This window comes from Photorhabdus heterorhabditis (assembly GCF_001280945.1).
Lineage (GTDB): Bacteria > Pseudomonadota > Gammaproteobacteria > Enterobacterales > Enterobacteriaceae > Photorhabdus > Photorhabdus heterorhabditis.
Genome location: NZ_LJCS01000007.1, coordinates 24,037 through 41,809, shown reverse-complemented (window position 1 = coordinate 41,809; position 17,773 = coordinate 24,037). Strand labels below are relative to the sequence as shown.

The window sequence follows — 17,773 nt, the reverse complement described above, 5'->3', positions numbered from 1 at the left end:
TCTGGTCAGAGAATATTTTTCTGGCCCGATTAACCGATCCACGCGTTTAGAGGATTATCTAATGATTATTATTGAACATATTCTGGGTAATGCCAAAAAAGATGTTTTCTGGCGAGATCGCTTGCAAGGGATCTCGCCGGATATCTTAGTACTTTCGCAATGGGAAGCGCAAAAAAGCCGTTGCCGTAAATCCACGCTTAATGGGTTGGATTTGGGGATTTCTCTTGACCGTCATCAGGTATTATCTGATGGCGATATTTTATTGTGGGATGAAACCAAAGGGCTGGCTGTTATTGTACAGATGAGTTTACGTGATGTGATGGTTATTCATTTGAAGTCATTACTGTCAGTAGATTCAGAAACGATACTGAAAACCAGTTTTGAACTTGGTCACGCCTTGGGTAATCAACATTGGAAATCAGTGATTAAAAATAACCAGATTTATATTCCGCTGACAGTATCAACTAAGGTGATGGATTCAGTTATGAAAACTCATGGTTTTCATGCATTGCCTTATTCTTTTGTCAAAGGCGAAGAGATCTTGCCTTCTCTTAACAACTCCGAGGCACGTTTATTATTTGGTGGGGCAGAGGATTCCGCAACACACGTTCATGTCGATAACACATTTCTCAACCAGCATGTGATTAAACTGAAATGAATGCTCTGCGCTTAATCAGAATCATGCAATTTGCGGATTCAGTGTTGCCTGTTGGTGCGTTTTCTTTCTCAAATGGTTTGGAGTCAGCTATTCAAAGTAAGATCGTATATGACGTGGCGACGCTCAGCGAGTTTACCCGAACGGCGCTGTTACAGGCCGTTAGCGGTGATGGTCGTGCAGTCGTCGCTGCTTGTCAGGCATTGAATAGTGGACAACATGACGCCGTTATCTCCCATGATTGGGCGGTGTTTAACCGCAAATTGAATGAAGAAGGTCGCACTATGGTAACGCGGATGGGGAAAAAATTAGCCGAAATGGCTGTTGAGGTAACGGGTACGTCATTGATTGCATGGTGGCTGGCACAAATAAAGAGCGATATTGCTGCCGGCACCTATCCGATTACCTTGGCGGTGGTCATGAGCGCATTAGGCGCGACTCCGCGTGAAGTGATCGTTATGCATCAATATGGTGTTGCCATGACAATACTCAGTGCGGCTATACGTCTAATGCGTGTTACCCATATTGAGATTCAACGTATTTTGTTCTTGTTGAATCAGGATATTGAGCTGTTTTGTGACGAGGCGGAGAAAGGGGGAATTGAGCAGATGACATCTTATGCACCCGTGACTGATGTACTGGCAGCATTGCATGTTAATGCTTTTACCCGGCTATTCAGTAACTAACTTGATCCTGATATCGCTTTAAACTACGTCTTAATCGTGTGAGGAAATTCCTGTGAAAAAAATTACCCGTATTGGTATTGGTGGCCCAGTCGGTTCAGGTAAGACCGCTATTATTGAAGTTATCACACCTATCTTGATCCAGCGCGGAATAAAACCACTGATTATCACCAACGATATTGTTACTACTGAGGATGCTAAACAGGTCAAGCGGACACTGAAAGGCATTTTGGATGAAGAGAAAATACTTGGTGTAGAAACTGGTGCTTGCCCTCACACCGCAGTACGTGAAGATCCCAGTATGAATATTGCTGCGGCGGAGGAAATGGAAGCGCGCTTTCCTGACAGCGACGTTGTGTTGATTGAAAGTGGTGGTGATAATTTGACCCTGACTTTTAGTCCGGCACTGGCAGACTTTTATATTTATGTGATTGATGTGGCCGAAGGGGAGAAAATCCCACGTAAGAACGGCCCTGGTTTGGTCCAGGCTGATATTCTGGTGATCAATAAAATCGATTTGGCTCCTTATGTCGGTGCTAGCCTGGCGGTGATGGAGAGTGACACTCGGGTAGTACGCGGTCAGCGTCCTTATATCCTCACTAATTGTAAAACCGGTGAGGGGGTTCAAGCGTTAGTAGATATGATCATGCGTGATTTTCTGTTTACTCATGCGCTACAGGCGACACAATGACGTCTACTGGCTTGCTGCAAAACGCCAATGAAGCACATCAACGCGTTCATGAGCTTGGTGTGAACGCCCCGGAACTTGCATTGTTTCAGGATGAACCTCCGCAGATGGCAAGCGGTGATGTGGGTAAAAATGGCTATCTTCGATTGGGGTTTGCCCGGCGTGGTGAGCGCAGTATTCTGGCTCAGATGGAGCGTCAGGTTCCTTATCTGGTGCAGCGAGCGTTGTATTGGGATGAGGCACTACCCCAGATGCCGTGTATATTTATGATCTCCACCTCAGGATGCATATTGCAAGGAGATAGGTTAGCGCTGGACATTCATGTTGCTCAGGATGCGTTTGGGCATGTTACTACCCAATCGGCTACCAAGATTCATTCGATGGTGAATAATTACGCGGCGCAGGCACAAACTATCCAGATAGAGCAGGGAGGCTATCTGGAAATGATGCCCGATCCGGTGATACCGCATAGTGGTTCTCGGTTTATCACTGATACTCAGATAGTTATCCACCCGACGGCCACGCTGATTTATTCTGAGATAATCATGTCTGGCCGTAAATATCACCCAGCGGATCAGGGATTTAAATTTGATGTTTACTCATCACGTATTACGGCGATTGATTTCGATGACAAGATATTGTTTGCAGAACGTTATGTACTGGAACCTAAAAAACAACCGCTGAATAACGTAGGGGTGATGGGGCCATTTCATGTGTTTGGTAACGTAATCCTGCTGACACCTCAAGTTCATCACGATCGTATTCTGACGCGCATAACCCCGCAATATGATGCTGAAACGGGTATAGCTAGCGGTGCTAGCCGCTTACCTAATCAATGTGGTTTGATATTTAAGGCGCTGGGGAAAGAAACTCATCAAGTGAAAGCCAGTATCCATCTTTTCTGGCGTATAGCGCGGGAGGAGATCCTTGGTGTGACACTGCCTGAGCCGTTTATTTGGCGATGAAATCCAGAACGGAAAATTTGTTTTGGATTTCATCACTAAAGGGATTGCTATCATTCTTTTATTCTTTGGCTGCTTTAATTGGACATTCAAAACCATCTGGTTTGATTGCCAGAAGGTCACATTTTAGATGATCGATCACATGTTCTACGGTATTTCCCAGGAAAGCAGCAGACAGCCCAGTTCTGCCAAGAATACCGAGAACAACGATACCCGCACTCATTTCATCACACATTCTAGGAATAACCTGTTCCGGTAGCCCTTCATGAACGTGAGTATATTTTTCATCAATGCAGAATTTCTGGCGAAGTCCTTTCATGGCGATAAGGTGCTGACCACGCAGTGCGCTGTTATAAACGCTTGGGTCGAAATCCGGTAGTTCAATACTAATATTCAGCGGTGCTACAGGATAAGCGCTGACCAAATGAATTTCTGGGTTTTTCACTATCTGATTTGCCAGGTCTTGGGTTTCTCTGACGAGTTTCAAGTTCAACTCATGATGGTATGACTCTTCATCAGATAGATTAACTGCGACCAGAACAGCGCCTTGATCCGGCCATACCTGATCTTTTACCATCCATACCGGACATGGGCATTTGCGTAATAACTGCCAGTCAAGTGGGGTGAAAATCAAAGATCCCATCTTGTCATGTTTGTGTGTCATCTTCAGAAGCAAATCATGTTTATCAGCAATGAGTTCCTGAACAATCGCTTCGTGAGGCCGATTGTGCCATATCACTTTTATTTCAATATCAATGCCGGCTTCCAGATAGTAGTAAGCTTGTTGTTTAAGCCAGGCAATACGCTGGTTGATCATACCTTGACGCATAGCACTAGCTTCTTCAGGGGAAAGCAAGGTAGTCATTTCATAGGATAGATCATAAATAGGCAAAAAGGCTTTAATCCGACCACCGTTACGTTGCACGATATAAACTGCACGTCTTAATGCCGGTTGATCATCCTGACTTGGGTCAATTGCAACTAAAAGGTTTTGATAGTTTGCCATAATGGTTCCTCACAGAGGCTAGACAAAACATTCTTCAATATTAAAGATAAACCAATATAAGCAAACCGGACAGGTTAGTGGTGAACCAGATCAACAAAATAAGATGATCTGGCTTAAAATCAGGAAATTGAAACAGATTTTTTTCCGGCTAAGTCAGATAATGCATCCATATTTTCGATAGTGATGTATTTACCTTTTACGCCGAGAGTTCCGCTTTTTTGGAAACGTCCGAGCAGACGACTGATTGTTTCAACGGTTAAACCAAGATAATTACCAATATCACTGCGGGTCATGGTTAAACGGAATTCTCTTGGTGAGAAACCGCGCTGAGCGAAACGGCGGGAAAGATTAGAGATAAATGCAGCCAATCGTTCTTCAGCATTCTTCTTGGAGAGTAACAGTATCATTTCTTGGTCGCCTTTAATTTCGCCACTCATCAGGCGCATCATTTGTTGGCGGAGATTAGGCATTTTACCAGACAGGTCATCTAATGTTTCGAATGGGATCTCACAGACCATTGATGTTTCCAGGGCTTGTGCAAAACTTGGATGCTGAGTATTAAGGATGGCATCAAAACCCACCAAATCCCCAGCGAGATGGAAACCTGTAATTTGTTCATCACCTTCTTCAGTGATGGTGTAGCTTTTAATTGTTCCAGAACGGATAGCATAAAGAGATTTCAACTCGTCGCCTGCTTTAAACAGAGTTTGTCCTTTCTGGATGGGTTTTTTACGCTCAATGATATTATCGAGTTGATCAAGCTCGTGCTCATTCAGGGTAAAGGGGATGCACAGCTGGTTAATGCTGCAATCCTGGCAGTGGATCGCACAACCACCGGACTGGATTCGACGAATAACACGTTTTTCCTGGATCATATGGCATGCTCGTTAGAAATATTGATATGGCTCAACTTTAGCATCTCTTTATGATTCTGGTAAGAGCTATAATAGTTTTCTGCAATTTATTTGAGAAAATGTATTACTTGTTTATCCTATCTATAAGAAATTATCACATTAAATTATTACGTGGCACAAAGTTGATGTTTGGTCGTTGTCATAACAAGACGGTATTCAATATCAGTAGTTTGAATTTGGTGAGAGTTTTAAGTAGGGTAAGACATACTTCTTGGTTTTCTTGGCGCTGAGAGAAAGCAAGGCGTTGTGGTATTTGGTAAAATGTTGCAATTTGTTCATTAATGTTTGTAATATTATCGGCAATAGAGCCAATCGAAAAAGACAAATGGCATGAAAAGGTTTATTCCCCTGAAATTAAGTTTAAAGAAATTTTTTTGATTAAATATCCAAATTACTAAATGAGTGTTTTTTCGGTTTTATAATTAATGATCTTTTGAAGGTGTTTTAATGAGCAAAACCTTGCCGTCGCGATGCATCTTGAAATCCATAGGCTATATCAGGGGATTACTCCCGGGTTAGCGAGGGTTGTTGGAGTATTGCTTGTATTAGTCGGGATTTATCTCACTAGAAAAACGACTGAGTCAAAATAAGAATATAATTAATAATGGGGTAAGAAATGATAAACAAATTACTTAATGATCGTTCATATCATATTGAATTTAATGGCCATCTTACTAATCACGTTAAACATGCCGTTATAGCGCTTCATGGCTTAGGGATCAATGCTAGCAGAATTAAAGACTATTATGATAATTATGCTAAATCGACGCCCTATGGTATGGGGCTTGAACCACCTAAAACATTAAAGCATGTGATAGATAGTACGAACTGGCAACATTTCTTGGGTAAGCGAACAAATTATTCTTCTTACTGTGATTATTTTGAAGAAGAAATTAAAAAGAAAGGGATTGAACAGGTATTGCAAGAATATATGCCAACGCTTTTGTCAGGATGGGCGGGTGCATTAACTCACGGTACAATCCATTTAGGTTGGGCATTGGATATCGATCATCCCTGGATGATTATTGAAGGGCTTGCCTACATGGCATTTTCGTATGTTCCTTGTCATTCAGAGAGTGCTTTTATTGATAGTTCTCTAAATGATAAGAATGCTTTTGATTCTATATTGAGAATTTCAACACTGTGGGAAAAGAGAAAAGTAGAATTGACCGATTGGGTGAATTCGTTGATTGATAATGAAGAGTTAGCCGATACTGATTTAATACATCCTGAATTAAAAAGATCCAGCCTTCAATATCGTATTGCACGTATCTTAATGCAAGGTCACCCAGAAATATACCGTTTGCCGGTTTGGATTGAGACGCAAAATGTAGAAGAAAGTTGGGCGCAGTTATTTTATGTCGTGACATTGATTTATCTTGCTAAACCCGGTGATTTTTTGCTTCTTCATTTAGTGACTTCGTTGTTTGCAATGAAAAAGATCGCTTCACGTTTGCCTGCTGATGAAAGTAAAAATATTATTAAATGTTATTGGGTTGGTATGTTATGCATTTTGTTTTCAACAACTGACTTATCGAAGCCTGCTAAATTTTCTGCGCTTAATCAGGCTTATTCATTCAGGCAAGACGAAATGACTTATCCTGTCTGGGAACAGGAGTGGTCGCATATTATTGCTAGGGTATTAGAGGAAGAGGAAGAACATAACCCGAAACTGGTTTATGTGATGAATCAATTGTGGAAAGAACATGGTTTAACTATTTATAGGGCAGCGGCAAGTCAATTTACAAGTACGCCTTTGCTTCCCCACGGTTTTTATGAAAATGGATATCGGTCTTAAAATATCGTAGTCATTGAACCTACCGCCTCTTTTGGGGTAGGTAATTTGGATTTTTAACTTGTCAGACGAAATTAACTCCAGCAGATCCCAAGCCGAGTAAGTTGATTTTCAAGCGATCACCTTCATTAATTGGCACCATGGTGGCGAGAGAACCAGAGAGAATGATTTCTCCACGGAGCAATGACATATCCAGCGTTCCTAGCATATTCGCTAGCCAAGCAACGGCATTGGCTGGGTGCCCCAGTGCAGCGGCGCCAATACCGGTGTCAATCAATTTACCGTTTTTTTCCAGCGTCATTGTGATGGCAGCCAAATCAATTTCTGATGGCAGACGAGTTCCATTACCAATGATAAACAAGCCTGACGAGGCATTATCAGCAACGGTATCTGTGATTTTTATTTTCCAGTCACGGATACGGGAATCGACAATTTCGATGCAAGGTACGACATAATCTGTCGCTTGCAGCACATCTGCAATTGTGATACCTGGACCTCGCAAATTACGTTTCAGGATAAAACCAATTTCACCTTCAGCTTTGGGGGCAATTAATTGTTTAATGGACACAGTGGAATTATTTGCGCAATACATATCTGAGGTGAGAATACCAAAATCTGGTTGGTCTACGCCCAATAGATCCATAACCGTCTGGCTAGTGATACCGATTTTTTTACCAATAATTCGCTCACCGGTGGTTTCCAGACGACGGACAATAAATTTTTGCTGGATAAGATAAGCATCGTGTAATGTCAATTCTGGATAATTATCGGAAATGGGAGTGATAGCTTGATTATTCCGCCATGATTGAAACAGTGTTTCGCTAAGATGGTTTATCACATTACTCATCGGTTGTTGCTCCAGAACAGGCGATAAAAGTGATATTCCGATTGGAATATCACTCGTTTGAAAGAGGCGTTATTGATTGCCATTGAGTAGAAAATCAATATGAATTTGGTTGAATGTGTCTGGATCTTCATATTGAGGCCAGTGACCGCACTGTTCCATAACAACAAAACGGCTGTTTTTGATCAGTTTGGCAAGCCGTTGCCCCACAGAAACTGAGGCTGTTGGATCGTGGGTTGTCCATAATACCAGCGTTTCAGCCTGAATTTGCATCAGTTCATTTTCAGTCAGGAGGTTACGTAAACGGGTATCCATATCTTGCAGGCACATGATGCTTTCCATTGCGGACAACATATCTGGCTGACGATAAATAGCAAAACGGGATTCAACCAAGTCTTCTGTCACGATAGCCGGATCTTCCATCAGGAATTCAAGGCGTTTGCGGGTCGCTTCCCGATCTGGGTTTTTCACGGCATTCAAGCTTAGAGTACGCAGGCGTTCCATGACATTTGGATCAGCAATCATACCACCCGCAGTATTCAACACCAGACGGTGAATGTATTGTGGATATTTTGCAGCGAACCGGGCTGCAACCCACCCACCCAGAGACTCACCAGAAAGATGAATTTTCTCCAGATTTAATGTTTCTATAAGATCTCGTAAGTGTTCTACATAATCGGCAATTTCATAGGCATGGTCAGGTTTATCCGTGAAGCCATGCCCCAACATATCAATTGCCAGCACACGAAAATGGGCAGCATGGGGCAGAATATTGCGCATATAGGCTTCAAGATGGCCTGCAATACCATGTAGGAAAATCAGAGTAGGGCCATTGCCAGCTTCAAGAACACGGGTTTTTATCCCTTTTACATCAATATAATGCAGATGAATTTCACCACTAGCAATTGCAGACCAAAGAGAACAAAATTCGGGTTGTACGGGTTTATGTTGAAGATTAGTCGATATTGACACGTGATATCTCCTTTATTTTCTTCGAGTTAATTCATTATTAATATAACGGTGGCTAGACATATTCACTAATACTTAATATGTCTAGCCTTAAATGTGAAAACGATAACTGTTATATTTATAAATATTTGTTTTCAACAACATCTATTAAATGTGCTAATAATTCTGATTTGTTGTCTTTTCGCCATGCCATTATTATATCTATTGTGGGGGAATATCCTGATAATGGCCGACAGACAACGGCATCTGTCATAATGCTAGTGATATAAAATGGCACTATTGCACATCCTAGATTCATACTGACCATATTTAAAATTAATAAAAGATTATTAGCTGTTTGAATAGTGTTAGGGACAACATTATGTTCAGCAAAATAGTTTTCTATAATCTGTTGTAAGATACCGGAATGTATGGGATCAGTAGCAATAAAGTTTTCACCATGTAAGTCATTGACTGAGATTTTTTCACAGTATCTGAGCCTATGGTTAGCTGGCATTAGGACGACCAGGGGTTCATTAAGAATAACTTTAAAATCAATATAATCACTCTCTATTGGTGGACGCATAAAAGCGACATCAATATCACCTTGTAATAATTTCTCTTCTTGTCCTGGTTGAAATAAGCTGATGAGTTCTACTTTTGATCCAGGATGAGAAAAACGAAATATTGGGATAACTTCAGGTAATACTTTAACTTCGGCTGATGGCACAAATCCAATGGTTAACACAATTTGTTCTTGGGCCGCTCTGCGAGCCATTTTTTTGGCTTTCTCTGCGTTATCAAGAATAATTCTGGCCTGTTGTAGGAAAACTTCCCCAGATTTGGTTAAAGAAACTCTGCGTTTGTTCCTTTCTAACAACGTAGATCCGATATAATCTTCTAAATCTTTTATTTGCTGACTTAACGAAGGTTGTGCGGTATGCAACTTTTTCGCAGCTTTAGTAAAATTTAATTCTTCTGCTACTGCAATAAAGTATCGTAAGTGTCTTAATTCCATTGCCGTTTCCTCATATATCGAAAAAAAGTCTTAAATTAAACAAACAATGTATTTCACAAAATATTAATCTATTAATAGCATTCATTTTGCATGTTGGCAAAAAGTCAACCTTTCTTTTACATAAGGATCAGATAATATGACATTGAGCAAAAATTCAGATATCTACCGCCTGATTGATGCCCGAACTGGTCGTGTAACTCCTCAGATTTATATCGATCCTGAACTCTACCAATTAGAACTCGAAAGAATATTTGGTCGTTGTTGGCTATTTCTGGCTCATCAGAGCCAAATCCCGCGTCCGGGCGACTTTTTTAATACTTATATGGGAGAAGACAGTGTTGTCGTTGTCCGCCAGAAAGAGGGTTCCGTTAAAGCCTTTCTAAATCAATGCCGTCACCGTTCTATGCGGGTTTGTTACGCGGATAGCGGCAATACTCGCGCGTTTACTTGTCCTTATCATGGCTGGGCATACGGTGTTGATGGGCGATTAGTTGATGTTCCGTTGGAAGAGCGAGCTTATCCGCATGGGCTTTGCAAAGAGAAGTGGGGTCTTCAGGAAGTGCCATGTGTGGAAAGTTATAAAGGGTTAATTTTCGGTAACTGGGATACCACGGCACCCTCCTTGATTGATTATCTCGGTGATATGGCTTGGTATCTTGATGGTGTACTTGATCGCCGTGAGGGTGGAACAGAAGTCATTGGCGGTGTACAAAAATGGCTCATCAACTGTAACTGGAAATTCCCGGCTGAGCAGTTTGCCGGCGATCAGTACCATGCTTTATTTAGCCATGCCTCTGCTGTACAAGTTTTAGGGGTAAAAGAGGGGGACGATGAAAAAGCATTAGGTGCTGGTCAGACTGCCCGACCAGTTTGGGAAACAGCAAAAGATGCGGTGCAATTCGCTCAAAATGGTCACGGCTGTGGATTTTTCTTGACAGAAAAACCGGATGCCAATGTTTGGGTTGATGGTGCTGTTGCCCGTTACTACCGTGAAACCTATACCGAAGTAGAGCAACGTCTGGGGAAAGTCCGGGCATTGCGTCTTGCGGGTCACAACAATATTTTCCCGACACTTTCCTGGCTGAACGGTACCGCGACTATGCGGGTTTGGCATCCACGAGGGCCAGACCAAGTGGAGGTATGGGCATTTTGCATTGCAGATAAAGCGGCTTCTCCAGAGGTAAAACAGGCGTTTGAAAACAGTACTACTCGTGCATTTGGTCCATCAGGTTTTCTGGAACAAGATGATTCTGAAAATTGGGTGGAAATCCAGAAGGTACTTAAAGGCTACAAAGCTCGTAACAGCACGTTGTGTCTGGAAATGGGATTGGGACGAGAAAGGGTGCGAAATGATGGAATTCCAGGTGTGACCAACGATGTTTTTTCTGAAACTGTGGCCCGAGGCATGTATCAACGCTGGGCTGACTTACTCACCAGTGAAACCTGGGATGAGATAGAGGAAAAGAGTCGGGCTTATCGGCAGGAGTTGGTTAAATGAAAGCACTAATCATCAATAAAGAAACGCGGGTAACGTCAGAGCTGCATTATGAAATAAGCCAGTTTCTGTATTACGAAGCAGCTTTACTGGATGAATGGCAATTTCGTGATTGGCTTGAGCTGTTATCAGAAGATCTCAGCTATACCATGCGCACGATTGTTAATGCACAAACCCGTGATCGCCGCAAGAGCATCCAACCACCAACAACTTGGTTATTTAACGACAATAAATTTCAGCTTGAACGCCGAATTGCTCGGTTGGAAACCGGTATGGCGTGGGCAGAAGAACCGCCGTCCCGCACTCGTCATTTATTAACAAACTTGGTGATTACTGAAACTGATTCGCCTGACCAATTTCATGTTCAGTCCAACTATCTGTTGTACCGTTCACAAAAAGAGCGAGATGAAGCTTTTTATGTCGGCAAGCGGTTGGATTGTGTTCGCCGTAATGTGGAAACCGGTAGCTGGTTAATTTGCCGACGTGAAATTACCCTAGACCAGGCGGTTTTAACTTTCCATAACTTGAGTGTTTTATTCTGATGAGCCAGTTATTTGTATGTACTGTTGAAGAACTGCCCGATGGAGAAGCGCGTAAGGTTGAATACACGCCTGATATTGCTCTTTTTCACTATGACGGTGAGTTCTATGCTGTTGATGACCGGTGCAGTCATGGTAATGCCTCTATATCCGAAGGGTATCTGGAAGATAATGCGACAGTTGAGTGTCCACTGCATACGGCCAGCTTTTGTCTCAAAACCGGGAAGGCGCTTTGTCTTCCCGCTACAGAACCATTGAAAACGTATCCTGTTGTTGTTGAGGATGGAAAAATCTATATCACAGTAGCGGAGGAGTAATAATGAGTTGGCTTGAAGATCAGGTCATTTTATTAACTGGTGGCGGTTCTGGTTTGGGATTGGCTTTGGTAGAGCGTTTTATCGCTGAAGGTGCCAGAGTTGGCATACTGGAATTATCTGCGGAGAAAGCAGCTGCCTTGGTGCATTGTTTTGGTAAAAGTGTCTGCGTGATTCAGGGCAATGTTGTCTCTTTTGAAGATAATGAGCGGGCAGTGACTGAAACTGTCCGATGTTTTGGCAAACTAGACTGCTTGGTCGGTAATGCTGGCATTTGGGATCACAAAATTAGCTTGCTTGATGCATCAGCAGAACAGATTGACAAAGGGTTTGATGAACTAATGGCTGTTAATCTGAAAGGGTACATTTTAGGCGCTAAAGCTGCATTGCCGGCCCTGACCGCATCAGAAGGCAGCATGATTTTTACGTTGTCAGGTGCGTCATGGTTTTCTGGTGGAGGTGGTGTGCTGTATACCGCCAGCAAGCATGGAGCCGTTGGGATGATCCGTCAGTTAGCTTATGAATTGGCGCCGGTTATTAGAGTGAATGGGGTTGCGCCTTGTGGTATGCCAAGTGATCTTCGAGGTCCTGTAGCATTATCCCAACAAGATCAATCCGTTATAGACAGCTTGTCCCCGGAAATTATCGGTGCGATTTTACCCCTGCAATTCACCCCTCAACCGGAGGATTTCACCGGCCCGTATGTCATGCTCGCTTCTCGTGCAAACAATCGCACTTTAACCGGTGTCATGATAACGGCTGATGCAGGGCTAAGTATCCGTGGAATTCGCCAGGTTACAGCGGGAGTAATGTCACCCGATAAGAAGAGGAATTTCAGATGACTATTAAGTTGATTTGTACCTCACACACGCCTTTGATGGATTTTTGTTCTCCAACTGAGACGACAGAAAAGCATGTTCGGCAGGTTTTTCAGCAACTGGCTGAACAGGTAAAAGAATATGATCCACAGTTAATTGTGATTTTCGCACCTGACCATTTTAATGGCTTCTTCTATGATCTCATGCCAGCGTTTTGCGTTGGCGTGAGGGCGAATGCTGTGGGGGATTGGGATATTGGTAAAGGGCCACTAAATGTTCCTGAAAACACAGCGAAAGAATTAATTTCTGCCTTATATAACGCAGGAATTGATGTTGCCCAATCTTGGCGGATGCAAGCTGATCATGGTTTTACTCAACCCTTGATGTTGCTTTGTCAGGATTTACAGCATTATCCAACCATCCCAATATTTATTAACTGTGCGGCCAGGCCATTACCTGGGTGCCATCGTGCAGTTGCGTTGGGCCGCGCAGTGGGTCAGTTTCTGTCTACTACCGATCAGCGGGTACTGCTGCTCGGTTCTGGTGGTTTATCACATGATCCACCGATATCGCAGATTGGACAAGCTTCGCCACAAGTTGAGGAATTCTTGATAGCAGGCAGAAATCCAACAAAAGAGGCTCGTCAGAAACGGCAAAGCCGAGTGATTGCGGTTGGAGAAGCGCTGGTTCGTGGCGAAAATGTTGCTGTTCCATTGAATCCCCAGTGGGATGACGAATTGCTGAATACTTTTTGTAGTGGGGATATACAGCGCCTTGCTGCATTAACGGATGAAGCCATCGACATTCAGGGGGGTAAAGGGGGACAGGAGATTCGCTGTTGGATTGCGGCTTTTGCAGCGCTTTCTGTTTATGGTGAATATCAGGTACAACGGCATTATTACCAACCTATTCGGGAATGGTTGGCTGGGATGGCTATGGTCAGCGCTCAACCGGTGGCTTAAATAGGAGCGTAATATGCGAGGTCAGACTTTTATTATTGTCGGGGCTGGGCAAGCGGGAGCTATGGCTGCTGCAACCTTGCGACAGCAACAGTTTGATGGTGATATTATTTTAATTGGTAAAGAATATCATGCGCCTTATGAGCGGCCTACCTTATCAAAAGAGTATCTGACGCAATCGGAAACAGAACCGAAGTATCTGTTCTCTGAAGAATTCTATCTGAATAACCGGATAGATTTGCGCGTAGGTCAGCCGGTCAGCCATATTGTCCCATTGGAACATTGCGTGGTTATGGAAAATGGTGACAAGCTCAGGTATGACAAACTCCTGCTTACAATGGGGGCGAGAGCCAGGCGGTTTCCGTTACTCGATCAACTGGGTGAAAATGTTTATACCTTGAGAACATTGGATGATGCGCAACGTTTACGCCAGGCAGTGAAAGAAGGTAAACGGGTTTTAGTCGTCGGTGGTGGTGTTATTGGTATGGAACTGGCGGCAACTTCTCGTGAACTGGGTGCAAACGTGACAGTTATCGAGCAGGCTGATAGTGTCATGGCACGTTGCGCCCCTCCGTTATTGCAGGACTATCTTTTGCATCGTCATCAAGAAAAAGGGGTGCAATTCTTCCTTGATACCAATATTGTTTCCGCGCAAAAGCAGGGGGAGGAATTAGTTCTGATGTTGAGCACTGGAGAAACGGTGATCGGGGATATCATTATTTATGGTATTGGTGCTGAATTCAGGGATAAGCTCGCGGTTGATGCGGGTTTGGTTACCAATAGGGGTATTGTCATTGACGATCATTGTCAAACTTCTGAGCAGGATATTTTTGCAGCCGGAGATGTTTGCCTCCAGAGAGAACCACTGACCGGTGAACTCCAGCACCGCGAAACTTGGGAAAATGCTAACCGCCAAGCGACTATTGCTGCGCATGCCATGATGGGGCTGGAGCCTCCGCAACTAGGCGCTCCGTGGTTCTGGACCGATCAATGGGGCATTAACATTCAAATGATTGGAAAAATGCAGGCTGAAAATTGGCATATCAAAGGTGATTTGCAATCAGATAAAGCCATTTTGATTGGTACAGAAAATAAAATCTTAGTGGGTGCTGTTGCTATCAATCAGGGAAGAGAAATGCGGAATTTACGGAAATTACTTGCTAATCCTGCGGTTGTTCCGGTGTAGTATTTGAATAACTGGCTTTATTATTGAATTCGGTGACCGTTTAGATGGTCACCGATGGTAGACATATTGAATAATTTATATACTCAATCAAGGCAATGAACTATCTTACAAGTAACGGTTTTATTACATACCCATTTTCTGTCACTCGATGTTCTCCGACAATAATCTTAGTATCAGGTAAAACGAAATATGAATATATGATTTTTAGCCTTCTGACTGACATGATATAACCACGCCAATCATCGACAACCCAAGGGTCCTTGGAACCTCCAGGAACTATAGTAAAATAATCGTCGGATACTGTGTACTGTGCGTGATCAGTGCTCCAGTAGTTAATTGCAACTTCAATTATGTCACATTTCGTATTGTTGGTAACGTGAATCATGCCCATATTACAACTCCCTCACTATTTCAATCTGATTTGATTAAGATTTGATTTATTAGGATGTTGTTTCGGACTAACAACATTAAGTGAACTAGCTTACCAATAAAGGACTTATCACATACTCATTTTCTGTCACTCGATGTTCTCCGACAATAATTTTGGTATCCGGTAAAATGAAATATGAAGCGGTGATTCCTTTCCTGCTGACTGACATGATATAACCGCGCGAATCTTCAACAAACCAAGCAGCCCTAAAATGTCCAGGAGTGATATTAAAATAATAGTCGGACACTGTGAATCGTGCGTAATCAGTGCTCCAGTAGCTAATTGAAACTTCAATTGTGTCACATTTCATATTGTTAGTAACGTGAATCATGCCCATATTACAACCCCTCACTATTTTAATCTGATTTGATTAAGATTTGATTTATTAGGATGCTGTTTTGGACTAACAACATTAAGTGTAGATGAGAAATTCCAATTTAAACTGATATTCTTTATCGTTTTCATTTCATAAAATAACTCATCACTATAATTAATATTAGGAATGAATTATCAAAGCAGTTTTTAACTTAAACTACCGGATGATTTATTACGGTTTGAAACTGATTAAATTTTTCCAAACCGTAATGTTTATTTAAATGCTATAATAACTCTAGCATTGCCCAGTTAATGTTTAATAACATAAAGATCTTTTGACGATATAAAACCGAGAGGGCTGGTGTAATATCCGCCAATATAAGATTTTACCAGCTTGGCACTAACATAATGGTAAATAGGAATTGCTGGAATATCTTTTGCCAAAATATCCTCTGCTTGCTGAAAATATGTTGGATCATTTGTTGCTTTAGCTTTCTGGATCAGGTCATCATAAATATCATTACTATATAATGAGGTATTATTAGAGCTATTGGTAACAAAATTATTTAAAAACGATGCTGGATGATCATAATCAGCCATCCATGCATATCTTACGACATCAAAATTACCTTGATGCATTGTATCTAACATGGTTTTCCATTCTTGATTTAGTAAAATGGCATCTACACCTAGATTTTTCTTCCACATTGAGGACACTGCAATAGCAATTCTCTTGTGATCTTCTGATGTATTATAAAGAAGATTAAATTTCAACGGATTGCTTCTATTGTAACCCGCCTCATTCAATAACTGCCGAGCTTGTTTAATTTTTTTTGGTAGTGTCCATGATGCATAATCAGGTTGTTTTAAATCTATTCCACTTGTATTTTGCGGGGTATGATTATAAGCAGCTTTTTGACCTTGCCCTAATACCTTATTTGCTATGATATCTTTATCTAAAGCTAAATTTAATGCCTGTCTGACTCTAACATCATTAAAAGGTGCTTTCTGGGTATTAAATCCATAATAGTAAACACCTAATGTAGGTGAAATATGAACCTGATTGCCTAATTTGGTTTTTAAAGAGTCAAATAAAACTGATGGAATGCTTTTTGTTATATCTATTTCTCCCGACAAATAGCGACTTACGGCTGCTGTTGCTGATGTTATAGCAAGATAAGTGACTTTATTAATAACGGTATGTTCATTGTCCCAATATTGTTGATTCCTGACTCCAACTATCTTTTCATTCACGATCCATTCTGATAATTTAAATGGCCCGCTGCCGACAAACACATTCGGTTGAGTCCATTTCTCACCATATCTTTCAACAGCTTTTTGACTGATTGGCACCATAACCGGATGGGCCAGCATTTGTAAGAAATAGGATAGCGGTTGTTCTAACGTCACTTCTACTGTTAAGTTATCCAATGCTTTTACACCTAACTCTTCAGTTTTTTTCTTTCCAGCAAGAATATCTCTGGCATTTACAATATGCATGTTTTCAATATAACTGCCATATGGAGATGCTATTTGCGGATCAATTAAACGTCGCCAACTAAAAACCACATCATGCGCAGTAATCGGTGAACCATCAGACCACTTTATTCCTTCTTTGAGATGAAATACCCATATTTTATTATCTTTAATTTCCCAACGGGCAGCTAAATTAGGACTTAATTTTCCATCATGATCTATACTGATTAATCCACTAAAAAAATCATTAATAATATCAAATTCAACATCACTTTCAACTTTATGGACATCAAGAGAAGCAGGTTCTGAACCATTATTACGGACAATTTCTTGATTAATTGCCAATTGTGTGTCTGGTGGAATAATTGCTGCATGAGATAATGTCAAACTCCCAATTATTATTCCTGTGAATAAAGATATATTTTTTATCGCCTTTTTCATCATCATTTCTCCAATAAGCTCACATTTTTTAAGATTGGTACTGCAAATTGAGCAATACCTGATATTCGCTTTTCTGTAAATTACTCTGTCTAGGTAAGTAAACAGGGATAATTATAGATATACCTGTTATCTTTCAAATTGCCTCTTTGTTGGCTGCACTCTCTCACCCCGGTCACAGAGTTCTCTATGACATAGTTATCTATGCTCCTAGGGATGCGTTCACTTGCCGCCGCACTGCAACTTGAAATCTATTGGTTGGCTTCTTTGATACCAGCAATAGCGTAATG

General features: G+C 41.7%; 18 protein-coding genes. 11 read left to right on the top strand and 7 right to left on the bottom strand.

The window, feature by feature from the left end; all coding sequences use genetic code 11:
• Nucleotides 1-61 precede the first annotated feature (61 nt).
• From AM629_RS04410 to AM629_RS04395, 4 genes are read left to right on the top strand one after another with little or no spacing between them, the layout of a single operon-like run.
• A complete protein-coding gene (locus tag AM629_RS04410) occupies nt 62-658 on the top strand; it encodes an urease accessory protein UreE (protein WP_054476498.1) in 597 nt (198 codons plus the stop codon).
• Nucleotides 655-1,341: an urease accessory protein UreF gene (locus AM629_RS04405; protein WP_054476496.1), complete on the top strand. Its 687-nt coding sequence runs from the start codon at nt 655-657 to the stop codon at nt 1,339-1,341. The genes AM629_RS04410 and AM629_RS04405 overlap by 4 nt, the downstream gene beginning before the upstream one ends.
• Before the next feature lie 52 nt (nt 1,342-1,393).
• A complete protein-coding gene (gene ureG / locus AM629_RS04400) occupies nt 1,394-2,029 on the top strand; it encodes an urease accessory protein UreG (protein WP_054476494.1) in 636 nt (211 codons plus the stop codon).
• Entirely contained in the window at nt 2,026-2,991 is a 966-nt protein-coding gene (locus tag AM629_RS04395) for an urease accessory protein UreD (protein ID WP_054476492.1), read from the top strand. Before ureG ends, AM629_RS04395 begins: the two co-directional genes overlap by 4 nt.
• Before the next feature lie 58 nt (nt 2,992-3,049).
• On the opposite strand, the gene uspE is transcribed toward AM629_RS04395, so the two are convergent.
• Both uspE and AM629_RS04385 read right to left on the bottom strand, forming a co-directional pair.
• Nucleotides 3,050-3,994 carry a universal stress protein UspE gene (gene uspE, locus AM629_RS04390; protein ID WP_054476491.1) on the bottom strand — a complete coding sequence of 315 codons (945 nt, stop codon included), beginning with the start codon at nt 3,992-3,994 and terminating at the stop codon, nt 3,050-3,052.
• A 119-nt stretch (nt 3,995-4,113) separates the two neighbouring features.
• The gene (locus tag AM629_RS04385) at nt 4,114-4,869 is read right to left on the bottom strand and encodes a fumarate/nitrate reduction transcriptional regulator Fnr (protein WP_054476488.1); all 756 of its coding nucleotides are present in this window, start codon (nt 4,867-4,869) and stop codon (nt 4,114-4,116) included.
• 655 nt (nt 4,870-5,524) lie between these two features.
• Here AM629_RS04385 and AM629_RS04380 point away from each other — a divergent pair.
• Nucleotides 5,525-6,706, top strand: coding sequence for a questin oxidase family protein (locus tag AM629_RS04380; protein ID WP_054476487.1), 1,182 nt, complete (start codon nt 5,525-5,527; stop codon nt 6,704-6,706).
• Between the two features lie 61 nt (nt 6,707-6,767).
• Here the strand turns inward: AM629_RS04380 and AM629_RS04375 are convergent, their stop codons facing one another.
• The 3 genes from AM629_RS04375 to hcaR form a co-directional block, all read right to left on the bottom strand.
• A complete protein-coding gene (locus AM629_RS04375; protein ID WP_054476485.1) occupies nt 6,768-7,550 on the bottom strand; it encodes a fumarylacetoacetate hydrolase family protein in 783 nt (260 codons plus the stop codon).
• A gap of 69 nt (nt 7,551-7,619) precedes the next feature.
• Nucleotides 7,620-8,519 carry an alpha/beta fold hydrolase gene (locus AM629_RS04370; RefSeq protein ID WP_054476482.1) on the bottom strand — a complete coding sequence of 300 codons (900 nt, stop codon included), beginning with the start codon at nt 8,517-8,519 and terminating at the stop codon, nt 7,620-7,622.
• A gap of 115 nt (nt 8,520-8,634) precedes the next feature.
• Nucleotides 8,635-9,513, bottom strand: a complete 879-nt coding sequence (hcaR, locus tag AM629_RS04365) for a DNA-binding transcriptional regulator HcaR (RefSeq protein WP_054476479.1) — start codon at nt 9,511-9,513, stop codon at nt 8,635-8,637.
• Between the two features lie 136 nt (nt 9,514-9,649).
• Between hcaR and hcaE the strand changes: the two genes are divergently transcribed.
• Genes hcaE through hcaD form a run of 6 tightly spaced genes read left to right on the top strand, consistent with a single transcriptional unit; the run spans nt 9,650 to nt 14,824 of the window.
• Entirely contained in the window at nt 9,650-11,011 is a 1,362-nt protein-coding gene (gene hcaE / locus AM629_RS04360; RefSeq protein WP_054476477.1) for a 3-phenylpropionate/cinnamic acid dioxygenase subunit alpha, read from the top strand.
• Nucleotides 11,008-11,550: a 3-phenylpropionate/cinnamic acid dioxygenase subunit beta gene (gene hcaF, locus AM629_RS04355; protein ID WP_054476475.1), complete on the top strand. Its 543-nt coding sequence runs from the start codon at nt 11,008-11,010 to the stop codon at nt 11,548-11,550. Before hcaE ends, hcaF begins: the two co-directional genes overlap by 4 nt.
• Nucleotides 11,550-11,864: a 3-phenylpropionate/cinnamic acid dioxygenase ferredoxin subunit gene (hcaC, locus tag AM629_RS04350; RefSeq protein ID WP_054476473.1), complete on the top strand. Its 315-nt coding sequence runs from the start codon at nt 11,550-11,552 to the stop codon at nt 11,862-11,864. Before hcaF ends, hcaC begins: the two co-directional genes overlap by 1 nt.
• Nucleotides 11,865-11,866: 2 nt before the next feature.
• Entirely contained in the window at nt 11,867-12,703 is an 837-nt protein-coding gene (gene hcaB / locus AM629_RS04345) for a 3-phenylpropionate-dihydrodiol/cinnamic acid-dihydrodiol dehydrogenase (RefSeq protein WP_054476472.1), read from the top strand.
• Nucleotides 12,700-13,641, top strand: a complete 942-nt coding sequence (locus AM629_RS04340; protein WP_054476470.1) for a 3-carboxyethylcatechol 2,3-dioxygenase — start codon at nt 12,700-12,702, stop codon at nt 13,639-13,641. The genes hcaB and AM629_RS04340 overlap by 4 nt, the downstream gene beginning before the upstream one ends.
• 13 nt (nt 13,642-13,654) lie before the next feature.
• On the top strand, nt 13,655-14,824 hold the full coding sequence (gene hcaD / locus AM629_RS04335; RefSeq protein ID WP_054476468.1) for a phenylpropionate dioxygenase ferredoxin reductase subunit: 1,170 nt from the start codon (nt 13,655-13,657) through the stop codon (nt 14,822-14,824).
• Nucleotides 14,825-15,300: 476 nt separating this feature from the next.
• On the opposite strand, the gene AM629_RS04325 is transcribed toward hcaD, so the two are convergent.
• On the bottom strand, nt 15,301-15,591 hold the full coding sequence (locus AM629_RS04325; RefSeq protein WP_054476463.1) for a hypothetical protein: 291 nt from the start codon (nt 15,589-15,591) through the stop codon (nt 15,301-15,303).
• A gap of 287 nt (nt 15,592-15,878) precedes the next feature.
• On the bottom strand, nt 15,879-17,489 hold the full coding sequence (locus AM629_RS04320; protein ID WP_083451871.1) for an ABC transporter substrate-binding protein: 1,611 nt from the start codon (nt 17,487-17,489) through the stop codon (nt 15,879-15,881).
• Between the last annotated feature and the right edge of the window lie 284 nt (nt 17,490-17,773).

Bases quoted from the DNA above. Each gene is read 5' to 3' on its own strand.
- AM629_RS04380 (WP_054476487.1), top strand. From the start codon at position 5,525: ATGATAAACAAATTACTTAATGATCGTTCATATCATATTGAATTTAAT.
- hcaE (WP_054476477.1), top strand. From the start codon at position 9,650: ATGACATTGAGCAAAAATTCAGATATCTACCGCCTGATTGATGCCCGA.
- hcaD (WP_054476468.1), top strand. From the start codon at position 13,655: ATGCGAGGTCAGACTTTTATTATTGTCGGGGCTGGGCAAGCGGGAGCT.
- AM629_RS04320 (WP_083451871.1), bottom strand. From the start codon at position 17,489: ATGATGAAAAAGGCGATAAAAAATATATCTTTATTCACAGGAATAATA.
- AM629_RS04385 (WP_054476488.1), bottom strand. From the start codon at position 4,869: ATGATCCAGGAAAAACGTGTTATTCGTCGAATCCAGTCCGGTGGTTGT.
- AM629_RS04325 (WP_054476463.1), bottom strand. From the start codon at position 15,591: ATGGGCATGATTCACGTTACTAACAATATGAAATGTGACACAATTGAA.
- hcaB (WP_054476472.1), top strand. From the start codon at position 11,867: ATGAGTTGGCTTGAAGATCAGGTCATTTTATTAACTGGTGGCGGTTCT.
- AM629_RS04340 (WP_054476470.1), top strand. From the start codon at position 12,700: ATGACTATTAAGTTGATTTGTACCTCACACACGCCTTTGATGGATTTT.
- AM629_RS04395 (WP_054476492.1), top strand. From the start codon at position 2,026: ATGACGTCTACTGGCTTGCTGCAAAACGCCAATGAAGCACATCAACGC.
- AM629_RS04375 (WP_054476485.1), bottom strand. From the start codon at position 7,550: ATGAGTAATGTGATAAACCATCTTAGCGAAACACTGTTTCAATCATGG.
- hcaC (WP_054476473.1), top strand. From the start codon at position 11,550: ATGAGCCAGTTATTTGTATGTACTGTTGAAGAACTGCCCGATGGAGAA.
- AM629_RS04405 (WP_054476496.1), top strand. From the start codon at position 655: ATGAATGCTCTGCGCTTAATCAGAATCATGCAATTTGCGGATTCAGTG.
- hcaF (WP_054476475.1), top strand. From the start codon at position 11,008: ATGAAAGCACTAATCATCAATAAAGAAACGCGGGTAACGTCAGAGCTG.
- hcaR (WP_054476479.1), bottom strand. From the start codon at position 9,513: ATGGAATTAAGACACTTACGATACTTTATTGCAGTAGCAGAAGAATTA.
- uspE (WP_054476491.1), bottom strand. From the start codon at position 3,994: ATGGCAAACTATCAAAACCTTTTAGTTGCAATTGACCCAAGTCAGGAT.
- AM629_RS04410 (WP_054476498.1), top strand. From the start codon at position 62: ATGATTATTATTGAACATATTCTGGGTAATGCCAAAAAAGATGTTTTC.